Raw genomic sequence first — 14358 nt, 5'->3', positions numbered from 1 at the left:
CGTTGCTCCCTCCGACCGGCGTCCCGACCGCGATCGAACAAATGTTCGAGTACGATCGGCCCATGGGATGGAACAACCCGGACGTACCGTGGAGCGAGCTCGAGGCGGCGCTGGCGGGACGATCGGACGGGTCCGGGCGCACGGGGTCGAGCCTCACCGGCGGCCCGGAGGCGGACGGCGGGGACAGCCCCGCCTGGTCGCGTAAGCGCGCGCCCTACGAGGGCCCTCCGGCGGAGCCCCGGACCGAACCGGTCGTCCCGTACGCGGAGCTGCACTGCCACTCCAACTTCAGCTTCCTCGACGGCGCGAGCCATCCGGAGGAGTTGGTCGAGCAGGCCCACCGTCTCGGCCTGGAGTCGATCGCGCTCACCGACCACGACGGCATGTACGGCGTGGTCCGCTTCGCCGAGGCCGCGCGGGAGCTGGGGGTGCGCACGGTCTTCGGCGCGGAGCTGAGCCTGGGCCTGTCCGCCCCGCAGAACGGCGTCCCGGATCCCGAGGGCAGTCATCTGCTCCTGCTCGCCCGCGGCCCGGAGGGCTACGGCGCGCTCTGCCGCACGATCAGCACGGCGCAGCTGCGCGGCGCGGAGAAGGGCCGCCCGGTGTACGACCCGGGCGAGGTCGTCGCGGACACCGCGGGCAAGGTCGTCGCGCTCACCGGGGGCCGCAAGGGCACGGTGCGCCAGGCGTTGCGGGCGGCCGGGCCGGAGGCGGCGGCGCGGGCGATCGCGGAGCTGGTGGAGCGCTTCGGGCGGGACGCCGTCGTCGTCGAGCTCACGCACCAGGGCCTGCCCGAGGACACCGAACGCAACGACGTGCTGGCCGCCCTGGCGGCCCGTGCGGGCCTGCCGACGATCGCGACGACGGGCGCGCACTACGCCTCCCCGGAACAGTATCCGCTGGCCACGGCCCTGGCGGCGGTCCGGGCCCGCCGCAGCCTCGACGAGGCGGACGCCTGGCTCCCGCCCGCCGGCACCGCCCACCTGCGCAGCGGTGCGGCCATGGCCGCCCGCTTCGAGGCCCGCCACCCCGGGGCGGTGGCCCGGGCGGCGGAGCTGGGCCGCGCGCTGTCCTTCGAGCTGGAGCTGGTGGCGCCGGACCTGCCGCCCTTCGACGTCCCGCCGGGAGAGGACGAGGCGTCCTGGCTGACTGCGCTCACCTGGCAGGGTGTGGCCCGGCGCTACGGCAGCCACGCGGAGAACCGGCGCGCGGTCGAGATGGTCGAGCACGAGCTGGGGATCATCAAGGCGAAGAAGTTCTCCGGCTACTTCCTGATCGTGGCGGACATCGTCGAGTTCTGCCGTCGCTCCGGGATCCTCTGCCAGGGCCGGGGCTCGGCCGCGAACTCCGCGGTCTGCTACGCGCTGGGCATCACCAACGTGGACGCGGTGCGTCACGAGCTGCTGTTCGAGCGGTTCCTCTCCCCGGACCGGGACGGGTACCCGGACATCGACCTGGACATCGAGTCCGGCCGGCGCGAGGAGGCCATCCAGTACGTCTACCAGCGCTACGCCCGCACGCATGCCGCCCAGGTGGCGAACGTGATCACCTACCGGCCGCGATCCGCGGTCCGGGACATGGCGAAGGCGCTGGGCTTCTCGCCGGGCCAGCAGGACGCGTGGAGCAAGCGGATCGAGCGCTGGCACGGGCTCGACGGCGGCAACGCGCCGGAGGACCTGCCGCCGACGGTCCTCGGGCTGGCGGACCAGCTCCTCGGCTTCCCCCGCCATCTCGGCATCCACTCCGGCGGCATGGTGATCTGCGACCGGCCGGTGTCCGAGGTCGTGCCGGTGGAGTGGGCGCGGATGGCGGACCGCACCGTCGTGCAGTGGGACAAGGACGACTGCGCCGCCGCCGGCCTGGTCAAGTTCGACCTGCTCGGCCTGGGCATGCTCACCGCGCTGCACCTGATGATGGACCTGGTGGAGTCCTTCCACGGCGTCCACGTCGAGCTGCACGAGCTGGGCGAGAGCGACGAGCGGGTCTACGAGATGCTCCGCCGCGCGGACTCCGTCGGGGTGTTCCAGGTGGAGTCCCGCGCGCAGATGGCCACGCTGCCCCGGCTGAAACCCCGCGAGTTCTACGACCTGGTGGTGGAGGTCGCGTTGATCCGGCCCGGCCCCATCCAGGGCGGTTCCGTGCACCCGTACATCCGCCGCCGCAACGGGATCGACAAGTGGGAGCACGACCATCCGCTGCTGGAGAACGCCCTGCAGAAGACCCTCGGGGTGCCGCTGTTCCAGGAGCAGATGATGCAGATCGCCGTCGACGTCGCCGGGTTCTCCCCGTCGGACGCCGACGAGCTGCGCCGTGCGATGGGGTCGAAGCGCTCCGAGGAGAGGATGGAGGCGCTGCGCGGGCGGTTCTACGAAGGGATGGCCGCGAACGGGATCACCGGCGAGCTGGCGGAGACGATCTTCACCAAGATGCTGGCCTTCGCGAACTTCGGGTTCCCGGAGAGCCACTCGATCAGCTTCGCGGCGCTGGTCTACTACAGCTCCTGGTTCAAGCTCTACTACCCGGCCGCCTTCTGCGCGGCCCTGCTGAACTCCCAGCCGATGGGCTTCTACTCACCCCAGTCCCTGGTCGCGGACGCCCGGCGGCACGGGGTGCGGTGCCACCGCCCGGACGTCAACCGCGGGGCCGCGGCGGCGGTCCTCGAACCGGATCCGGCGAGCCTGGCGGGCACGGCGATCCGGCTCGGGCTGCGGGACGTCCGTGCGGTGGGGACCGAGCTGGCCGAGGAGATCGAGGCCGAACGGGATCGCGACGGCCCGTACCGGGACCTGGCGGACCTCGCCCGGCGGGTCCGGCTCACCGGGCGGCAGGCCGAGGCGCTGGCCACGGCAGGGGCGTTCGGCTGCTTCGGGATCGAGCGGCGCTCGGCGCTGTGGGCGGCCGGGGTGGTCGCCGCGGTGCGCCCGGAGCACCTGCCCGGGAGCGCCGTGGGGCTGGACGCGCCCGCGCTGCCGGGGATGACGGAGGTCGAACTGACGGTCGCGGACGTCTGGGCCACCGGGGTCTCCCCGGACAGCCACCCGATGCAGCACCTGCGGGACCGGCTCGACGGGCTGGGTGCGATCCGGATGGACCGGCTCGACGCGGTCGGGCGGGCGGCCGGAGCGGGGGAACGTCGCGATCTCGCGGATCCGTTCGACCCGGACCGGCCGCCGCCCCGGGTGCTGGTCGGGGGGCTGGTCACCCACCGGCAACGCCCGGCGACGGCCCGCGGGGTCACGTTCCTGAACCTGGAGGACGAGAGCGGGATGCTCAACGTGACCTGCTCCGAGGGGCTGTGGGCGCGGTACCGCTCGGTGGCGCTGGGGAGCGCCGCGCTGCTGGTCCGGGGCCGGCTGGAACGCAGCCCGGAGGGGGTGCTGAACCTGGTGGCGGACCGGCTGCAACGGCTGCCGCTGGCGGTCGCGGTGAAGTCCCGGGACTTCCGGTGACCCCCGGACACGGCAGTGGCCCCGCCGCGGACGACGGGGCCACCGGCTGGGGAACGAGATCGTTCTCCTCCTTGCCCTACTTCACCAGGGCCCTACTTCACCAGCGGGTTGCCCATCGGCATCGCGCGGCCGCCGAGATCCTGGCCGAAGCCGTCGAACAGGATGTAGGCGAAGATCGCACAGAAGATGAACGTGGTGATCCCGGCGATCGGGAACAGCCCCGCGTTGCCGCCGCTGACGCCCAGGAACGCCAGCACGAAGGTGATGTCCACGAACACGAAGCCCGCGGTGAACGCCAGCGGCAGCCGCAGCGTGGCCAGGGTCAGCAGGACGAACACGATGGTGAAGGACAGCAGGTAGGTGGACTGCACGCTGGCCACCGCCGCCGCATCCGGGATCCCCCACCAGCCACTGGTCAGCCCCGTGAGCAGCAGGCCGAAGCTGAGCCAGAAGGCCGAGAACACCCCGAAGATCGCGGCGACCGAGTTCGCGGCCTCGCGTGCGGCCCAGACCGCCGCGATCAGCAGGAACAGGCCCGCGGACAGCGAGACGATCGGGATCATGCCGCCGGGCAGGGTCGCGGTGTCGAGGTAGCCCACGAACCACAGACCCAGGGTGATGCCCGAGGGAAGGAAGGTGATGAGACCCAGCAGGGCCGGGTTACCGATCGGAGCCGCGGCCGTCGCCGGCTCCCCCGCGGCATGCGCCCCCCCTGCACGTCGCTTTCCACGCTCATGTGTCGCTCCTCGTCGAGTCGACCGAGACAGCGCCTGAGCGCGCTACCTCCGGCGAGGGGCATTGTGCGCGCGGTCACAACTCCGCCGGACCCTACGAACGGAGGGCCTGGGACCTGGACCTCTGCCCACCGGATCTCCGACGCGCCCTGGGATAGTCGGGCCGTGCGCGACGACGACGAGTTCAGCGGCCTCGATCTGTCCGATATGGTCGCGAACGGGCAGTTCTGGACGGGGCGTCGGTTCATCGGGGTGAGCTTCGTCGATGCGGACCTGACCGGTCTGCGCACCGAGAACTGCACCTTCGACGAGTGCGACTTCTCCGGCGCGGACCTGTCCGAGTCGGTGCACCGCAACGGTGCGATGCGCTCCTGCACGTTCCGCCGGGCCACGTTGACGCGCATCGAGCTCCACGGCTGCTCGCTGCTCGGCAGCACACTGCTGGACTGCCGGATGCGCCCGATCACCCTCGTGGACTGCGACCTCACCCTCGTCGGGCTGGGCGGTGCGGACCTGCGCGGCACGGATCTGTCGGGCCTGCGGATGCGGGAGTCGAACCTCGTCGAGGCGGACCTGCGCACGTGCGACCTGCGGGGCGCGGACCTCGCCGGCGCCCGGCTGCGCAACGCCCGGCTGGAGGACGCGGACCTGCGTGGCACCCGCCTGGACCCGGACGCCCTGGTGCAGGCGAGGCTGGCCGGCGCCGCGGTCGACGCCGAGACGGCGCTGGCGTTCGCCGCCGCCCACGGCCTCCGGATCAGCTGACACTCGTGGCCCTTCCGTTCCTCCTCGCGGAACGGAAGGACCACGAGCGCCGCGCGGGTCGGCTCAGCGGATGAGCGCGTTGCCCATCGGGCGGGCGGCGCCCCCGAGCTTCCTGGTTCATCCCGTCGACGTAGATGTACAGGGCGACGAGGCAGAACAGCGTCGCCCCGATGCCGGCGATCGTCAGCAGCCCGGCCGGACCGCCGAGCGTGGCCACCAGGACGAGCGCGACGACGATCGTCACGAGCGTGAAGAGAGCCGTGAACGCGAGCGGCAGCCGCAGCGTCGCCAGCGTGAGCACCGCGAACACCACCAGCCAGGCGATGAGGAAGGCGGCCTGCGCGGCCCCGGCGTCCGCGGCAGGGATCTTCAGCCAGTCGTTGACCAGGGAGAGGACGAGGTAGGCGTAGCTCAGCCAGAACGTGGCGAAGACGCCGAAGATCGATCCCACCGCGCCCTGACCGATGCTGATGGCCCAGATCGCGGAGACGAGCAGACCGAAGCCGGACACGACGAGCATCGTCGGGACGAGTGCGCCGACGGCGGTGGCGGGCAGGTAGCCGAAGAGGTAGAGCGTGAGGCCGATGCCGCCGACGAGGAAGCTCGGCAGCCCCAGCAGTGCGGGATTGCCGGCGGGAAGTGCCGCGGGCGGGGCCGAGGTGGTGGAAGCGCTGACGTCGCTGTCTGTGCTCATGGATGGACGCTCCTGTGGTGAGCGGGGTCGTGCGGGCGCGGAGCGCTGATGTGCGCCCCGTCACAGATCATTAAGGGCAGTGTGAACGGTCATGGTCGTCTCATTCTGAGAATCTCGACCGTCCTCTCTGGTCTGTGCGCCCGCCTGGCCTTCGCCTGGGAGGATGGCGGGCGTGAACGCCACCGGCCGTCCCGACGTACGCGCCTGGCTGACGGTCCACGGCGCGCTGCTGCTCGTCCTGCTGATCGCCGTCGCCGGCCTGGCCCGGGTGCTCGGTGAGCACTGGCGGCAGGGGTCGGTGCTGCTCGGCGGGGCGCTGCTCGTCGCGGCGGTCCTGCGGGCCACGCTGCCGCCGAGCCGCGCCGGGCTGCTCGCGATCCGCGGCCGCATGATCGACGTGCTCTGCTACGGCGGCTTCGGCGTACTGATCGTGGCCCTGGCCCTGACGATCACCAGGGGCTCCCTGGCCGTCAGCTGACCGGCCGCACCCCCGGCTCTCCGCGTCATGGAGCCACAACGCGGCTTTCGGAGCCCGGTAGTCGCGTAGGGGATCCGGTGCGGGGACGTGGTTCGCGCGTATCCGCACCGGTCCCCGCGGCGGCGAGTAGGCGTACCCGCCCCGCTGTTCGAGCCGGTGAACGCCGCGAGCGTCTCCGGCATCGGCACCTCGACGGACCGGGCCTCGCCCGAGACGGACCGCCGGTGGCGTACGGCCCCATGAACGTGTCGGTGACGGCCAGGAGGCGCACCCCGGCGAGCGGTCCCGCGGGCATCGAGGCACCTCTGGTGCTCGTGCGCGGAAATCGTCGCCGGGGCGACGATTTCCGCGCACAGGCGCGTAGCGCTAGAACGAGTCGATCAGAGCGTTGAACGTGGCGCTCGGCCGCATCACGGCGTCCGTCTTGGCCTTGTCGACGTAGTAGTGGCCGCCCAGGTCGACCGGCTCGCCCTGCACGCCGTTGAGCTCCGCGACGATCTTCTCCTCGTCCGCGGCGAGGGCCTCCGCGAGCGGGGCGAACACCTTCGCCAGCTCCGCGTCGTCCGTCTGCGCAGCGAGGGCCTGCGCCCAGTAGAGCGCGATGTAGAAGTGGCTGCCCCGGTTGTCCAGCTCGCCGACCTTCCGCGACGGCGACCGGCCCTCGTCGAGCAGCTTGCCGGTGGCGTCGTCCAGCGCCTTGCCGAGGATGGCCGCGCGCGGGTTGTCCGTCTTGTCGGCGAGGAACTCCAGCGAGACGGCGAGCGCGAGGAACTCACCGAGGGAGTCCCAGCGCAGGTGGTTCTCCTTGACGAGCTGCTGCACGTGCTTGGGCGCGGAGCCGCCCGCGCCGGTCTCGAACAGGCCGCCGCCGTTCATCAGCGGGACGATCGAGAGCATCTTCGCGCTGGTGCCCAGCTCGAGGATCGGGAAGAGGTCCGTCAGGTAGTCCCGCAGCACGTTGCCGGTGACGGAGATCGTGTCCTCGCCGGCCTTGGCCCGGGCGAGGGTGTACCGGGTGGCCTCGGCCACCGGCATGATCTCGATGGTCAGGCCGTCCGTGTCGAGCTCGGCCAGCTGCGCGCGGACCTTCTCGATCACCTGGGCGTCGTGCCCGCGGGTCTCGTCCAGCCAGAAGACGGCCGGGGCGCCGGTGGCGCGGGCGCGGGAGACGGCCAGCTCGACCCAGTTGCGGATCGGGGCGTCCTTGGTCTGGCAGGCGCGCCAGATGTCGCCCTCGGCGACCACGTGCTCCAGCAGCGTCGTGCCGGACGCGTCGACCACCCGCACGGTGCCGTCCGCCGGGATCTCGAAGGTCTTGTCGTGGCTGCCGTACTCTTCGGCCTTCTGCGCCATGAGGCCGACGTTCGGCGTGGTGCCCATGGTCGTCGGGTCGAACGCGCCGTTCTCGCGGCAGAAGTCGACGGTCTCGGCGTAGAGCGGCGCGTAGGACGAGTCCGGGATGACGAACTTGGTGTCCTGCAGGGCGTCGTCGGCGTTCCACATCTGGCCCGACGTGCGGATCGCGGCCGGCATCGACGCGTCGATGATGACGTCCGACGGCACGTGCAGGTTGGTGATGCCGCGCGACGAGTCGACCATCGCCAGGCGCGGGCCCGACGAGTACCCGGCGGTGATCGCGTCCTCGATGGCCTTCCGGGTGTCCGCGGGCAGCTTCTCCAGCGCGGTCAGGATCGAGGCGAGGCCGTCGTTCGGGTCCGCCCCGACCGACGCCAGGTCGTCCCCGTACTGCGCGAAGACGTCGGCGAAGTACGCCTTGACGGCGTGCCCGAACAGGATCGGGTCGGACACCTTCATCATCGTGGCCTTGAGGTGCACCGAGAACAGCACGCCCTTGTCGGCGGCGTCGGCGACCTGCTCGGCGAGGAAGGCGTTCAGGGCCGACGCGCTCATCACCGCGGCGTCGACGATCTCGCCCTCGAGTACCTTCAGGCCCTCCTTGAGTACCGTCCTCGTCCCGTCGGCGGCGGTGTGCTCGATGGTCAGCGTCGTGGCCGCGGGCAGGGTCACGGACTTCTCGGAGTGCCGGAAGTCCCCGTCCGCCATCGTCGAGACGTGCGACTTCGAGTCCTTCGACCAGGCGCCCATCGAGTGCGGGTGCTTACGGGCGAAGCCCTTGACCGACGCGGGGGCGCGGCGGTCCGAGTTCCCCTCGCGGAGCACCGGGTTGACCGCGCTGCCCTTCACGGCGTCATAGGCCGCGCGGGCCGTTCGCTCCTCGTCGGTCTGCGGGTTCTCCGGGTAGTCCGGAACGTCGTAGCCCGCGCCCTGCAGCTCCTTGATCGCGGCCTTCAGCTGCGGGATCGAGGCGCTGACGTTCGGCAGCTTGATGATGTTCGCGTCGGCGGTCTTCGCCAGCTCACCGAGCTCGCCGAGGGAGTCCGGGACGCGTTGGGCGTCGGTCAGCCGGTCCGGGAACTGCGCCAGGATCCGGGCGGCCAGGGAGATGTCGCGGGTCTCGGCGTCGATACCGGCCTTGCCGGCGTACGCCTCGATGACCGGGAGGAACGAGTGCGTCGCCAGCGCCGGCGCCTCGTCGGTGTAGGTGTAGATGACCTTCATCGTCACGTCGGCAACCTAGCTCTTCGTTTCCGGACCTGGACCGGGAAGGCGCTACGCCCTCCACTCGGCCGCCACGCTATACCGTACGGCTGTCCTACGCGTCCCCCGTCCCGTCCTCCCGGGACATCGGCGCGTCCTGTGGCCTGCGTGAACGTGTCGCGGGCGTGACGAGGAGTACCGCCCGGCGGGGCCTGTCCCGCAGCGCCGTCGCTCGGCTACGGTGGGTGTCCGCACCCGTCGCGGAGGACGTCCATGGCAAACCGCATCAAGGTCCCCAAGCTCGAGGCATCCTCGTTCAGGGGATGGGCGTTCGTGCTGCTCGCGGGCACCCTGCTCGCGGCGGTCGCGTTGGTCTCCGGGGGCGGGTTCAGCTTCGGGACCGCTCCCGCCACGGGTGTCACCGGCTGCACCATGACCGTTCTGCCGGATCAGCTCAACGTCCGGTCGTCGCCGGGGACCGAGCTCGCGCCCGTCGGGACACTGAGCCGGGGCACCGAGGTCGACGCCGAGCGCGGCGTCGTCACCAACGGGTTCCGCAAACTGACCGGGGGCGACCGATGGGCGCTCAACGAGAGCCTCGCGGCGACACAGGGCAGTGTCTGCTGAGTCACCGACCACCTCCTCCGGGTGATCGTGGCCGGCGGCACCCCCCGGGCGCCGCGGAACGCCGGCCGCTGCGGCAAGGTGGGGACGTGGCTCCCTCGACCGTCAGCACCGTCAACGTCAACGGTGTGCGGGCCGCCGCGACCAAGGGCTTCGTGGAGTGGCTCGCCACCACCGAGGCGGACGTCGTGTGCCTGCAGGAGGTCCGGGCCCGGCCCGAGGAGCTCCCGGCCGCCTTCCGAGACGAGATCGACCGCGGCGGCTGGCACCTCACGCAGGCGCCGTGCGGGTCCGCGAAGGGGCGCAGCGGGGTCGCAGTGCTGAGCCGCGAGGCACCCGAGGCGGTGCGCGTCGGCGTCGGGGTGGCCGAGTTCGACGACAGCGGCCGGTACGTCGAGATCGACCTCCCCGAGGTCACCGTCGCCTCCCTCTACCTCCCGAAGGGTGCCGCGGGCACGCCGAAGCAGGAGGAGAAGGACCGCTTCCTCGTCGCCTTCGCCGAGCACCTCGCCGAGCGCCGCGAGAAGTCCGCCGCGGACGGCCGCGAGGTGCTGGTCTGCGGGGACTGGAACATCGCCCCCGCCGAGGCGGACATCCGCAACTGGCGCGGCAACCTCGCGAAGCTCCGGCTTCCTGCCGCACGAGCGGGCCTGGATGGCGGAGCTGGGCGCCGCGGGCTGGGCGGACGTCGTGCGCGCGCTGCACCCGGACGTCGACGGGCCGTACACCTGGTGGAGCTACCGTGGCCGCGCGTTCGACAACGACGCCGGCTGGCGGATCGACCACGTCCTCGCGACGCCGGACCTCGCCGCCCGCGCCGAGCTCGCGACCGTCGAGCGCGCCGCCACGTACGACACCCGCTGGTCCGACCACGCCCCCGTCACCGTGCGGTTCGCGGGCCCGTGATCCCGAGCCGCGTCATCGGAGGCCGCTACGTGGTCCTCGGCGGCCTCGGCGACGGCGCCCTGGGCCCGGTGTGGCGGGCCCAGGACCGGCTGACGGGGCGGCAGGTGGCCGTCAAGGAGCTGCACCTCCCGGCCGGGTTGGGCGCTCCCGAGCACGCCCTTTTCCGCGAGCGCCTGCTGCGCGAGGCGCGCGGCGCCGCACGGCTGGGGACGACCGGGCTCCTCGCCGTGCACGACGTCGTCGTGGACTCCGGGGTGGACCATGTCGTCACCGAGCTGCTCGACGCCCGACGGCTCTCCGACGCCGTCGCGCGGTCCGGCCCCCTGCGGGGCCAGCAGGCGGTCGAGACGACGCGGGCGCTGCTGCAGACCCTGCGCGTCGCGCACGAGGGCGAGATCGTGCACGGGGCGATCCGGCCGCGCGCGGTGCTGCTGGGACGCGGCGGACGGGTGGTACTCAGCGACGTCGGCCTGGCGCAGGCGCTCGACCACCCGCGGCTGATGGGACGCGAGCAGCTCACCGCGAACCCGGACTTCCACGCGCCCGAGCGGATCACCGGCGGCCCCGCGACGGCCGCGACGGACCTGTGGTCGCTCGGCGCGACGCTGTTCTTCGCGGTCGAGGGCCGGGGCCCCTTCATGCGTGCGGACGTCACGGCGACCCGGGCGGCGGTGCTCGACGGCCCCGTCCCCGAGGCCGGCTGCGGGCCGCCGCTCGCCGGGGTGATCGCGGCGTTGCTGCGCCGGGAGCCCAGGGAACGCCCTTCCGCGGCGGACGCGCTCGCCATGCTGGGCACGGGCTCACGGGCGGGACGGCGCTCCTTCTGGCGGCGTTTCCTCGCATGAACCGATCACCGGTACCCGTGGTCCACTGACCCCATGAACGACTCGCCGGCGCATCGGAACGTCCAGCTCGTCGTCGACGCCCTCCGCGTGGGTGGGGCCGCGGACCGCGCGGTCGACGGGCTCCGGGTCCTCCCGGACGCCGTGACCACGGCCGCGTCGGCCGCCGCGGCGCTCGGCGTGGAGGTCGGGCAGATCGCGAACTCCCTGGTCTTCGACGCGGACGGGGAGCCGCTGCTCGTCCTCACCTCGGGCGCCCACCGCGTCGACACCGGCAAGGTCGCCGCCCTGATCGGGGTGCGCAAGGTGACGCGCGCGAGCCCGGACTTCGTGCGGGCCGCCACGGGACAGGTCATCGGCGGCGTCGCACCCGTCGGACACCCGGCCCCGCTGCGCACGCTCGTGGACCGCGCGCTCGAGGCGTTCGACGAGATCTGGGCGGCGGGCGGGATCGCGCACGCCGTCTTCCCGACGACGTTCGCGGAGCTGCTCCGGGTCACCGGAGGGGAGCCCGCGGACGTGGCGTGAGCGCTATTCCCGGTCCATGACCCCGGACATGTGACGTTCCCGTCCTTAGACCACCGCGGGGCGCCGACCTAGGGTAGGGCCATGGCGGACCTCCCCGACCCTCAGTTCTCCCCTCGCGCGCACGACGCGGACGAACCGCTGCCGTCGGAGTCGGCGATTCGCCGGGCACTGCGCCGTGCGCGCGACGGGGTGGTCCTAGACGTCACCGAGGCGGCGGTGCTGCTGGCGGCGCGCGGTGAGCAGCTCGACGCGCTGCTGGACGCCGCGTCGACGGTCCGGGACGCGGGCCTGGTCGACGCGGGGCGGCCGGGCGTCGTCACGTACTCGCGCAAGGTGTTCATCCCGCTGACCCGGCTCTGTCGGGACCGCTGCCACTACTGCACCTTCGCCACGGTGCCGCACCGGCTGCCCGCGGCGTTCCTGGAGCGCGACGAGGTGCTCGAGATCGCCCGGGCCGGCGCGGCGGCCGGGTGCAAGGAGGCCCTGTTCACCCTCGGGGACCGCCCGGAGGCACGCTGGCCCGCCGCGCGGGAGTGGCTCGACGAGCGCGGCTACGACTCCACGTTGGACTACGTCCGGGCCTGCGCGATCGCGGTGCTCGAGGAGACCGGCCTGCTGCCGCACCTCAACCCCGGCGTACTCAGCTGGGAGGAGCTCACGCGGCTCAAGCCCGTCGCCCCGAGCATGGGGATGATGCTGGAGACGACCGCGACGCGCCTGTGGTCCGAGCCCGGCGGCCCGCACTACGGCAGCCCGGACAAGGAGCCCGCGGTCCGGCTCCGCGCCCTGACCGAGGCCGGACGGGTGGGCGTCCCGTTCACCACCGGCATCCTGATCGGGATCGGGGAGAACCGCACCGAGCGCGCCGAGTCGATCTTCGCGATCCGGTCCGCGGCGCGGGCGAGCGGGCACATCCAGGAAGTCATCGTGCAGAACTTCCGGGCCAAGCCGGACACCGCGATGGCGAACGACCCGGACGCGGACCTCGACGATCTGGCCGCCACGATCGCGGTCACGCGCCTGGTCCTCGGGCCGAAGATGCGGGTGCAGGCGCCGCCGAACCTCGTCGGCGAGGAGTTCGCGCTCATGCTCCGCGCCGGCATCGACGACTGGGGCGGCGTGTCGCCGGTGACCCCGGACCACGTCAACCCCGAGCGCCCCTGGCCGGTGATCGACGAGCTCGCGGCCCGCTCCGCGGAGTCCGGCTTCACCCTGCGCGAGCGGCTCACCGCCTACCCCAAGTACGTGCTCGCGGGGTCGCCGTGGATCGACACCCGGCTGCACGCGCACGTCGCCGCGCTGGCGGACCCGGAGACCGGGCTGGCGAACCCCGACGCGGTGGTCGAGGGCCGGCCGTGGCAGGAGCCCGACGGCGGGTTCGAGTCCAGCGGCCGGATCGACCTGAACTCCTCGATCGACACCACCGGCCGGACCGAGGACCGGCGCGGGGACTTCGCGTCGGTCTACGGGGACTGGGACGAGCTGAAGGCCGAGCTGGCCGAGCAGCGCTCGCGGGCCCCGGAACGGCTGTCCGGGGACGTCCGCGAGGGCCTCGTCCTCGCCGGGGAGAACCCCGCGGGACTGTTGGACCCGGCGAACGAGGCCGCGGCGATGGCAGTGCTCACCGCCGAGGGGCCGGCGCTGGAGGAGCTCGCCCGGCTGGCAGATGCGCTGCGCCGCGACGTCGTCGGGGACGACGTCACCTATGTGATCAACCGGAACATCAACTTCTCCAACGTCTGCTACGTCGGCTGCCGGTTCTGCGCGTTCGCCCAGCGCGAGCGGGACGCGGACGCCTTCCGGCTCTCCCTGGACGAGGTCGCCTCGCGGGCCGCGGAGGCCGCGCGGGACGGCGCCACGGAGGTCTGCGTGCAGGGCGGCATCGACCCGCAGCTGCCGGTGACCTTCTACGCGGACCTGGTCCGCGCGGTCCACGAGGCCGTCCCGGGGATGCACGTGCACGCGTTCTCCCCGATGGAGATCGTGTCCGCGGCGTCGAAGGCCGGGGTGTCGGTGCGGGAGTGGCTCCAGGAGCTCAAGGCGGCCGGGCTGGGCTCGATCCCGGGCACCGCCGCGGAGATCCTCGACGACGAGGTCCGCTGGGTGCTGACCAAGGGCAAGTTGCCGGCGTCGGAGTGGGTCGAGGTGGTCTCCACCGCGCACGAGCTGGGGATCTCGTCGTCGTCGACGATGATGTACGGGCACGTCGACGAGCCGCGGCACTGGCTCGGGCACCTGCGCACGCTGGCCTCGATCCAGGACCGCACCGGGGGCTTCACCGAGTTCGTCCCGTTGCCGTTCGTGCACACCAACGCGCCGATCTACCTGGCCGGGCTGGCCCGTCCGGGCCCCACCGAGCGGGACAACCGGGCGGTCCACGCGTTCGCCCGGCTCGCCCTGCACGGCCGGATCGACCACGTCCAGTGCTCCTGGGTGAAGCTCGGCGACGACCTCGCCGCGGACATCCTGCGCGGCGGCGCGGACGACATGGGCGGCACGCTCATGGAGGAGACGATCAGCCGGATGGCGGGCTCGGAGAACGGTTCCGAGCGCTCCGTCGAGGAGCTGGTGGCGATCGCCGCGGCCGCCGGACGCCCGGTGCGCCAGCGCACCACGACCTATCGGGGCACTCCCGCGCGGCTCCGCCCGACGCTCCCGCTGTCCCTGCCGCTGGCTCCGGCCTGATACACGCGCCGCCCGGCGCCACGCCCGCAATCGGTCGCGCGTGGCGCCGATCGGCGCGCACCCCTGCTGACCTGCGTGTTCCTCGCGTACGGTG

General features: G+C 72.7%; 10 protein-coding genes and 1 pseudogene. 8 read left to right on the top strand and 3 right to left on the bottom strand.

What is annotated here, in order from left to right; translation table 11 throughout:
* The first annotated feature begins 62 nt into the window (after nucleotides 1-62).
* Nucleotides 63-3449 (top strand): error-prone DNA polymerase, encoded by a 3387-nt coding sequence (locus WBK50_RS27675; protein WP_341338408.1) that lies wholly within the window; start codon nucleotides 63-65, stop codon nucleotides 3447-3449.
* A gap of 92 nt (nucleotides 3450-3541) precedes the next feature.
* On the opposite strand, the gene WBK50_RS27670 is transcribed toward WBK50_RS27675, so the two are convergent.
* Nucleotides 3542-4117 (bottom strand): GPR1/FUN34/YaaH family transporter, encoded by a 576-nt coding sequence (locus tag WBK50_RS27670; protein WP_445942401.1) that lies wholly within the window; start codon nucleotides 4115-4117, stop codon nucleotides 3542-3544.
* A gap of 273 nt (nucleotides 4118-4390) precedes the next feature.
* On the opposite strand from WBK50_RS27670, the gene WBK50_RS27665 reads away from it, so the two are divergent.
* Nucleotides 4391-4948, top strand: a complete 558-nt coding sequence (locus WBK50_RS27665) for a pentapeptide repeat-containing protein (RefSeq protein WP_445942400.1) — start codon at nucleotides 4391-4393, stop codon at nucleotides 4946-4948.
* On the opposite strand, the gene WBK50_RS27660 is transcribed toward WBK50_RS27665, so the two are convergent.
* Nucleotides 4941-5642 (bottom strand): acetate uptake transporter family protein, encoded by a 702-nt coding sequence (locus tag WBK50_RS27660; protein ID WP_341338406.1) that lies wholly within the window; start codon nucleotides 5640-5642, stop codon nucleotides 4941-4943. The genes WBK50_RS27665 and WBK50_RS27660 overlap by 8 nt on opposite strands.
* 163 nt (nucleotides 5643-5805) lie before the next feature.
* Between WBK50_RS27660 and WBK50_RS27655 the strand changes: the two genes are divergently transcribed.
* Nucleotides 5806-6120, top strand: coding sequence for a DUF3017 domain-containing protein (locus tag WBK50_RS27655; RefSeq protein ID WP_445942313.1), 315 nt, complete (start codon nucleotides 5806-5808; stop codon nucleotides 6118-6120).
* 366 nt (nucleotides 6121-6486) lie between these two features.
* Here WBK50_RS27655 and WBK50_RS27650 read toward each other — a convergent pair whose 3' ends face one another.
* Nucleotides 6487-8700, bottom strand: a complete 2214-nt coding sequence (locus tag WBK50_RS27650) for an NADP-dependent isocitrate dehydrogenase (RefSeq protein WP_341339520.1) — start codon at nucleotides 8698-8700, stop codon at nucleotides 6487-6489.
* Between the two features lie 252 nt (nucleotides 8701-8952).
* On the opposite strand from WBK50_RS27650, the gene WBK50_RS27645 reads away from it, so the two are divergent.
* The 5 genes and pseudogenes from WBK50_RS27645 (at nucleotide 8953) to WBK50_RS27625 (ending at nucleotide 14264) form a co-directional block, all read left to right on the top strand.
* Entirely contained in the window at nucleotides 8953-9306 is a 354-nt protein-coding gene (locus WBK50_RS27645) for an SH3 domain-containing protein (protein WP_341338405.1), read from the top strand.
* 68 nt (nucleotides 9307-9374) lie between these two features.
* Nucleotides 9375-10209: pseudogene (locus WBK50_RS27640) on the top strand (exodeoxyribonuclease III).
* Nucleotides 10206-11054 (top strand): serine/threonine-protein kinase, encoded by an 849-nt coding sequence (locus WBK50_RS27635; RefSeq protein ID WP_341338404.1) that lies wholly within the window; start codon nucleotides 10206-10208, stop codon nucleotides 11052-11054. Before WBK50_RS27640 ends, WBK50_RS27635 begins: the two are co-directional and overlap by 4 nt.
* Before the next feature lie 33 nt (nucleotides 11055-11087).
* Nucleotides 11088-11579 (top strand): YbaK/EbsC family protein, encoded by a 492-nt coding sequence (locus WBK50_RS27630; protein WP_341338403.1) that lies wholly within the window; start codon nucleotides 11088-11090, stop codon nucleotides 11577-11579.
* Nucleotides 11580-11660: 81 nt separating this feature from the next.
* The gene (locus WBK50_RS27625) at nucleotides 11661-14264 is read left to right on the top strand and encodes a bifunctional FO biosynthesis protein CofGH (protein WP_341338402.1); all 2604 of its coding nucleotides are present in this window, start codon (nucleotides 11661-11663) and stop codon (nucleotides 14262-14264) included.
* The last annotated feature ends 94 nt before the right edge of the window (nucleotides 14265-14358 follow it).

The organism is Pseudonocardia sp. T1-2H (assembly GCF_038039215.1).
In the GTDB taxonomy this organism is placed as follows: Bacteria; Actinomycetota; Actinomycetes; order Mycobacteriales; family Pseudonocardiaceae; genus Pseudonocardia.
This window is presented reverse-complemented; position numbering and strand designations above follow the sequence as displayed.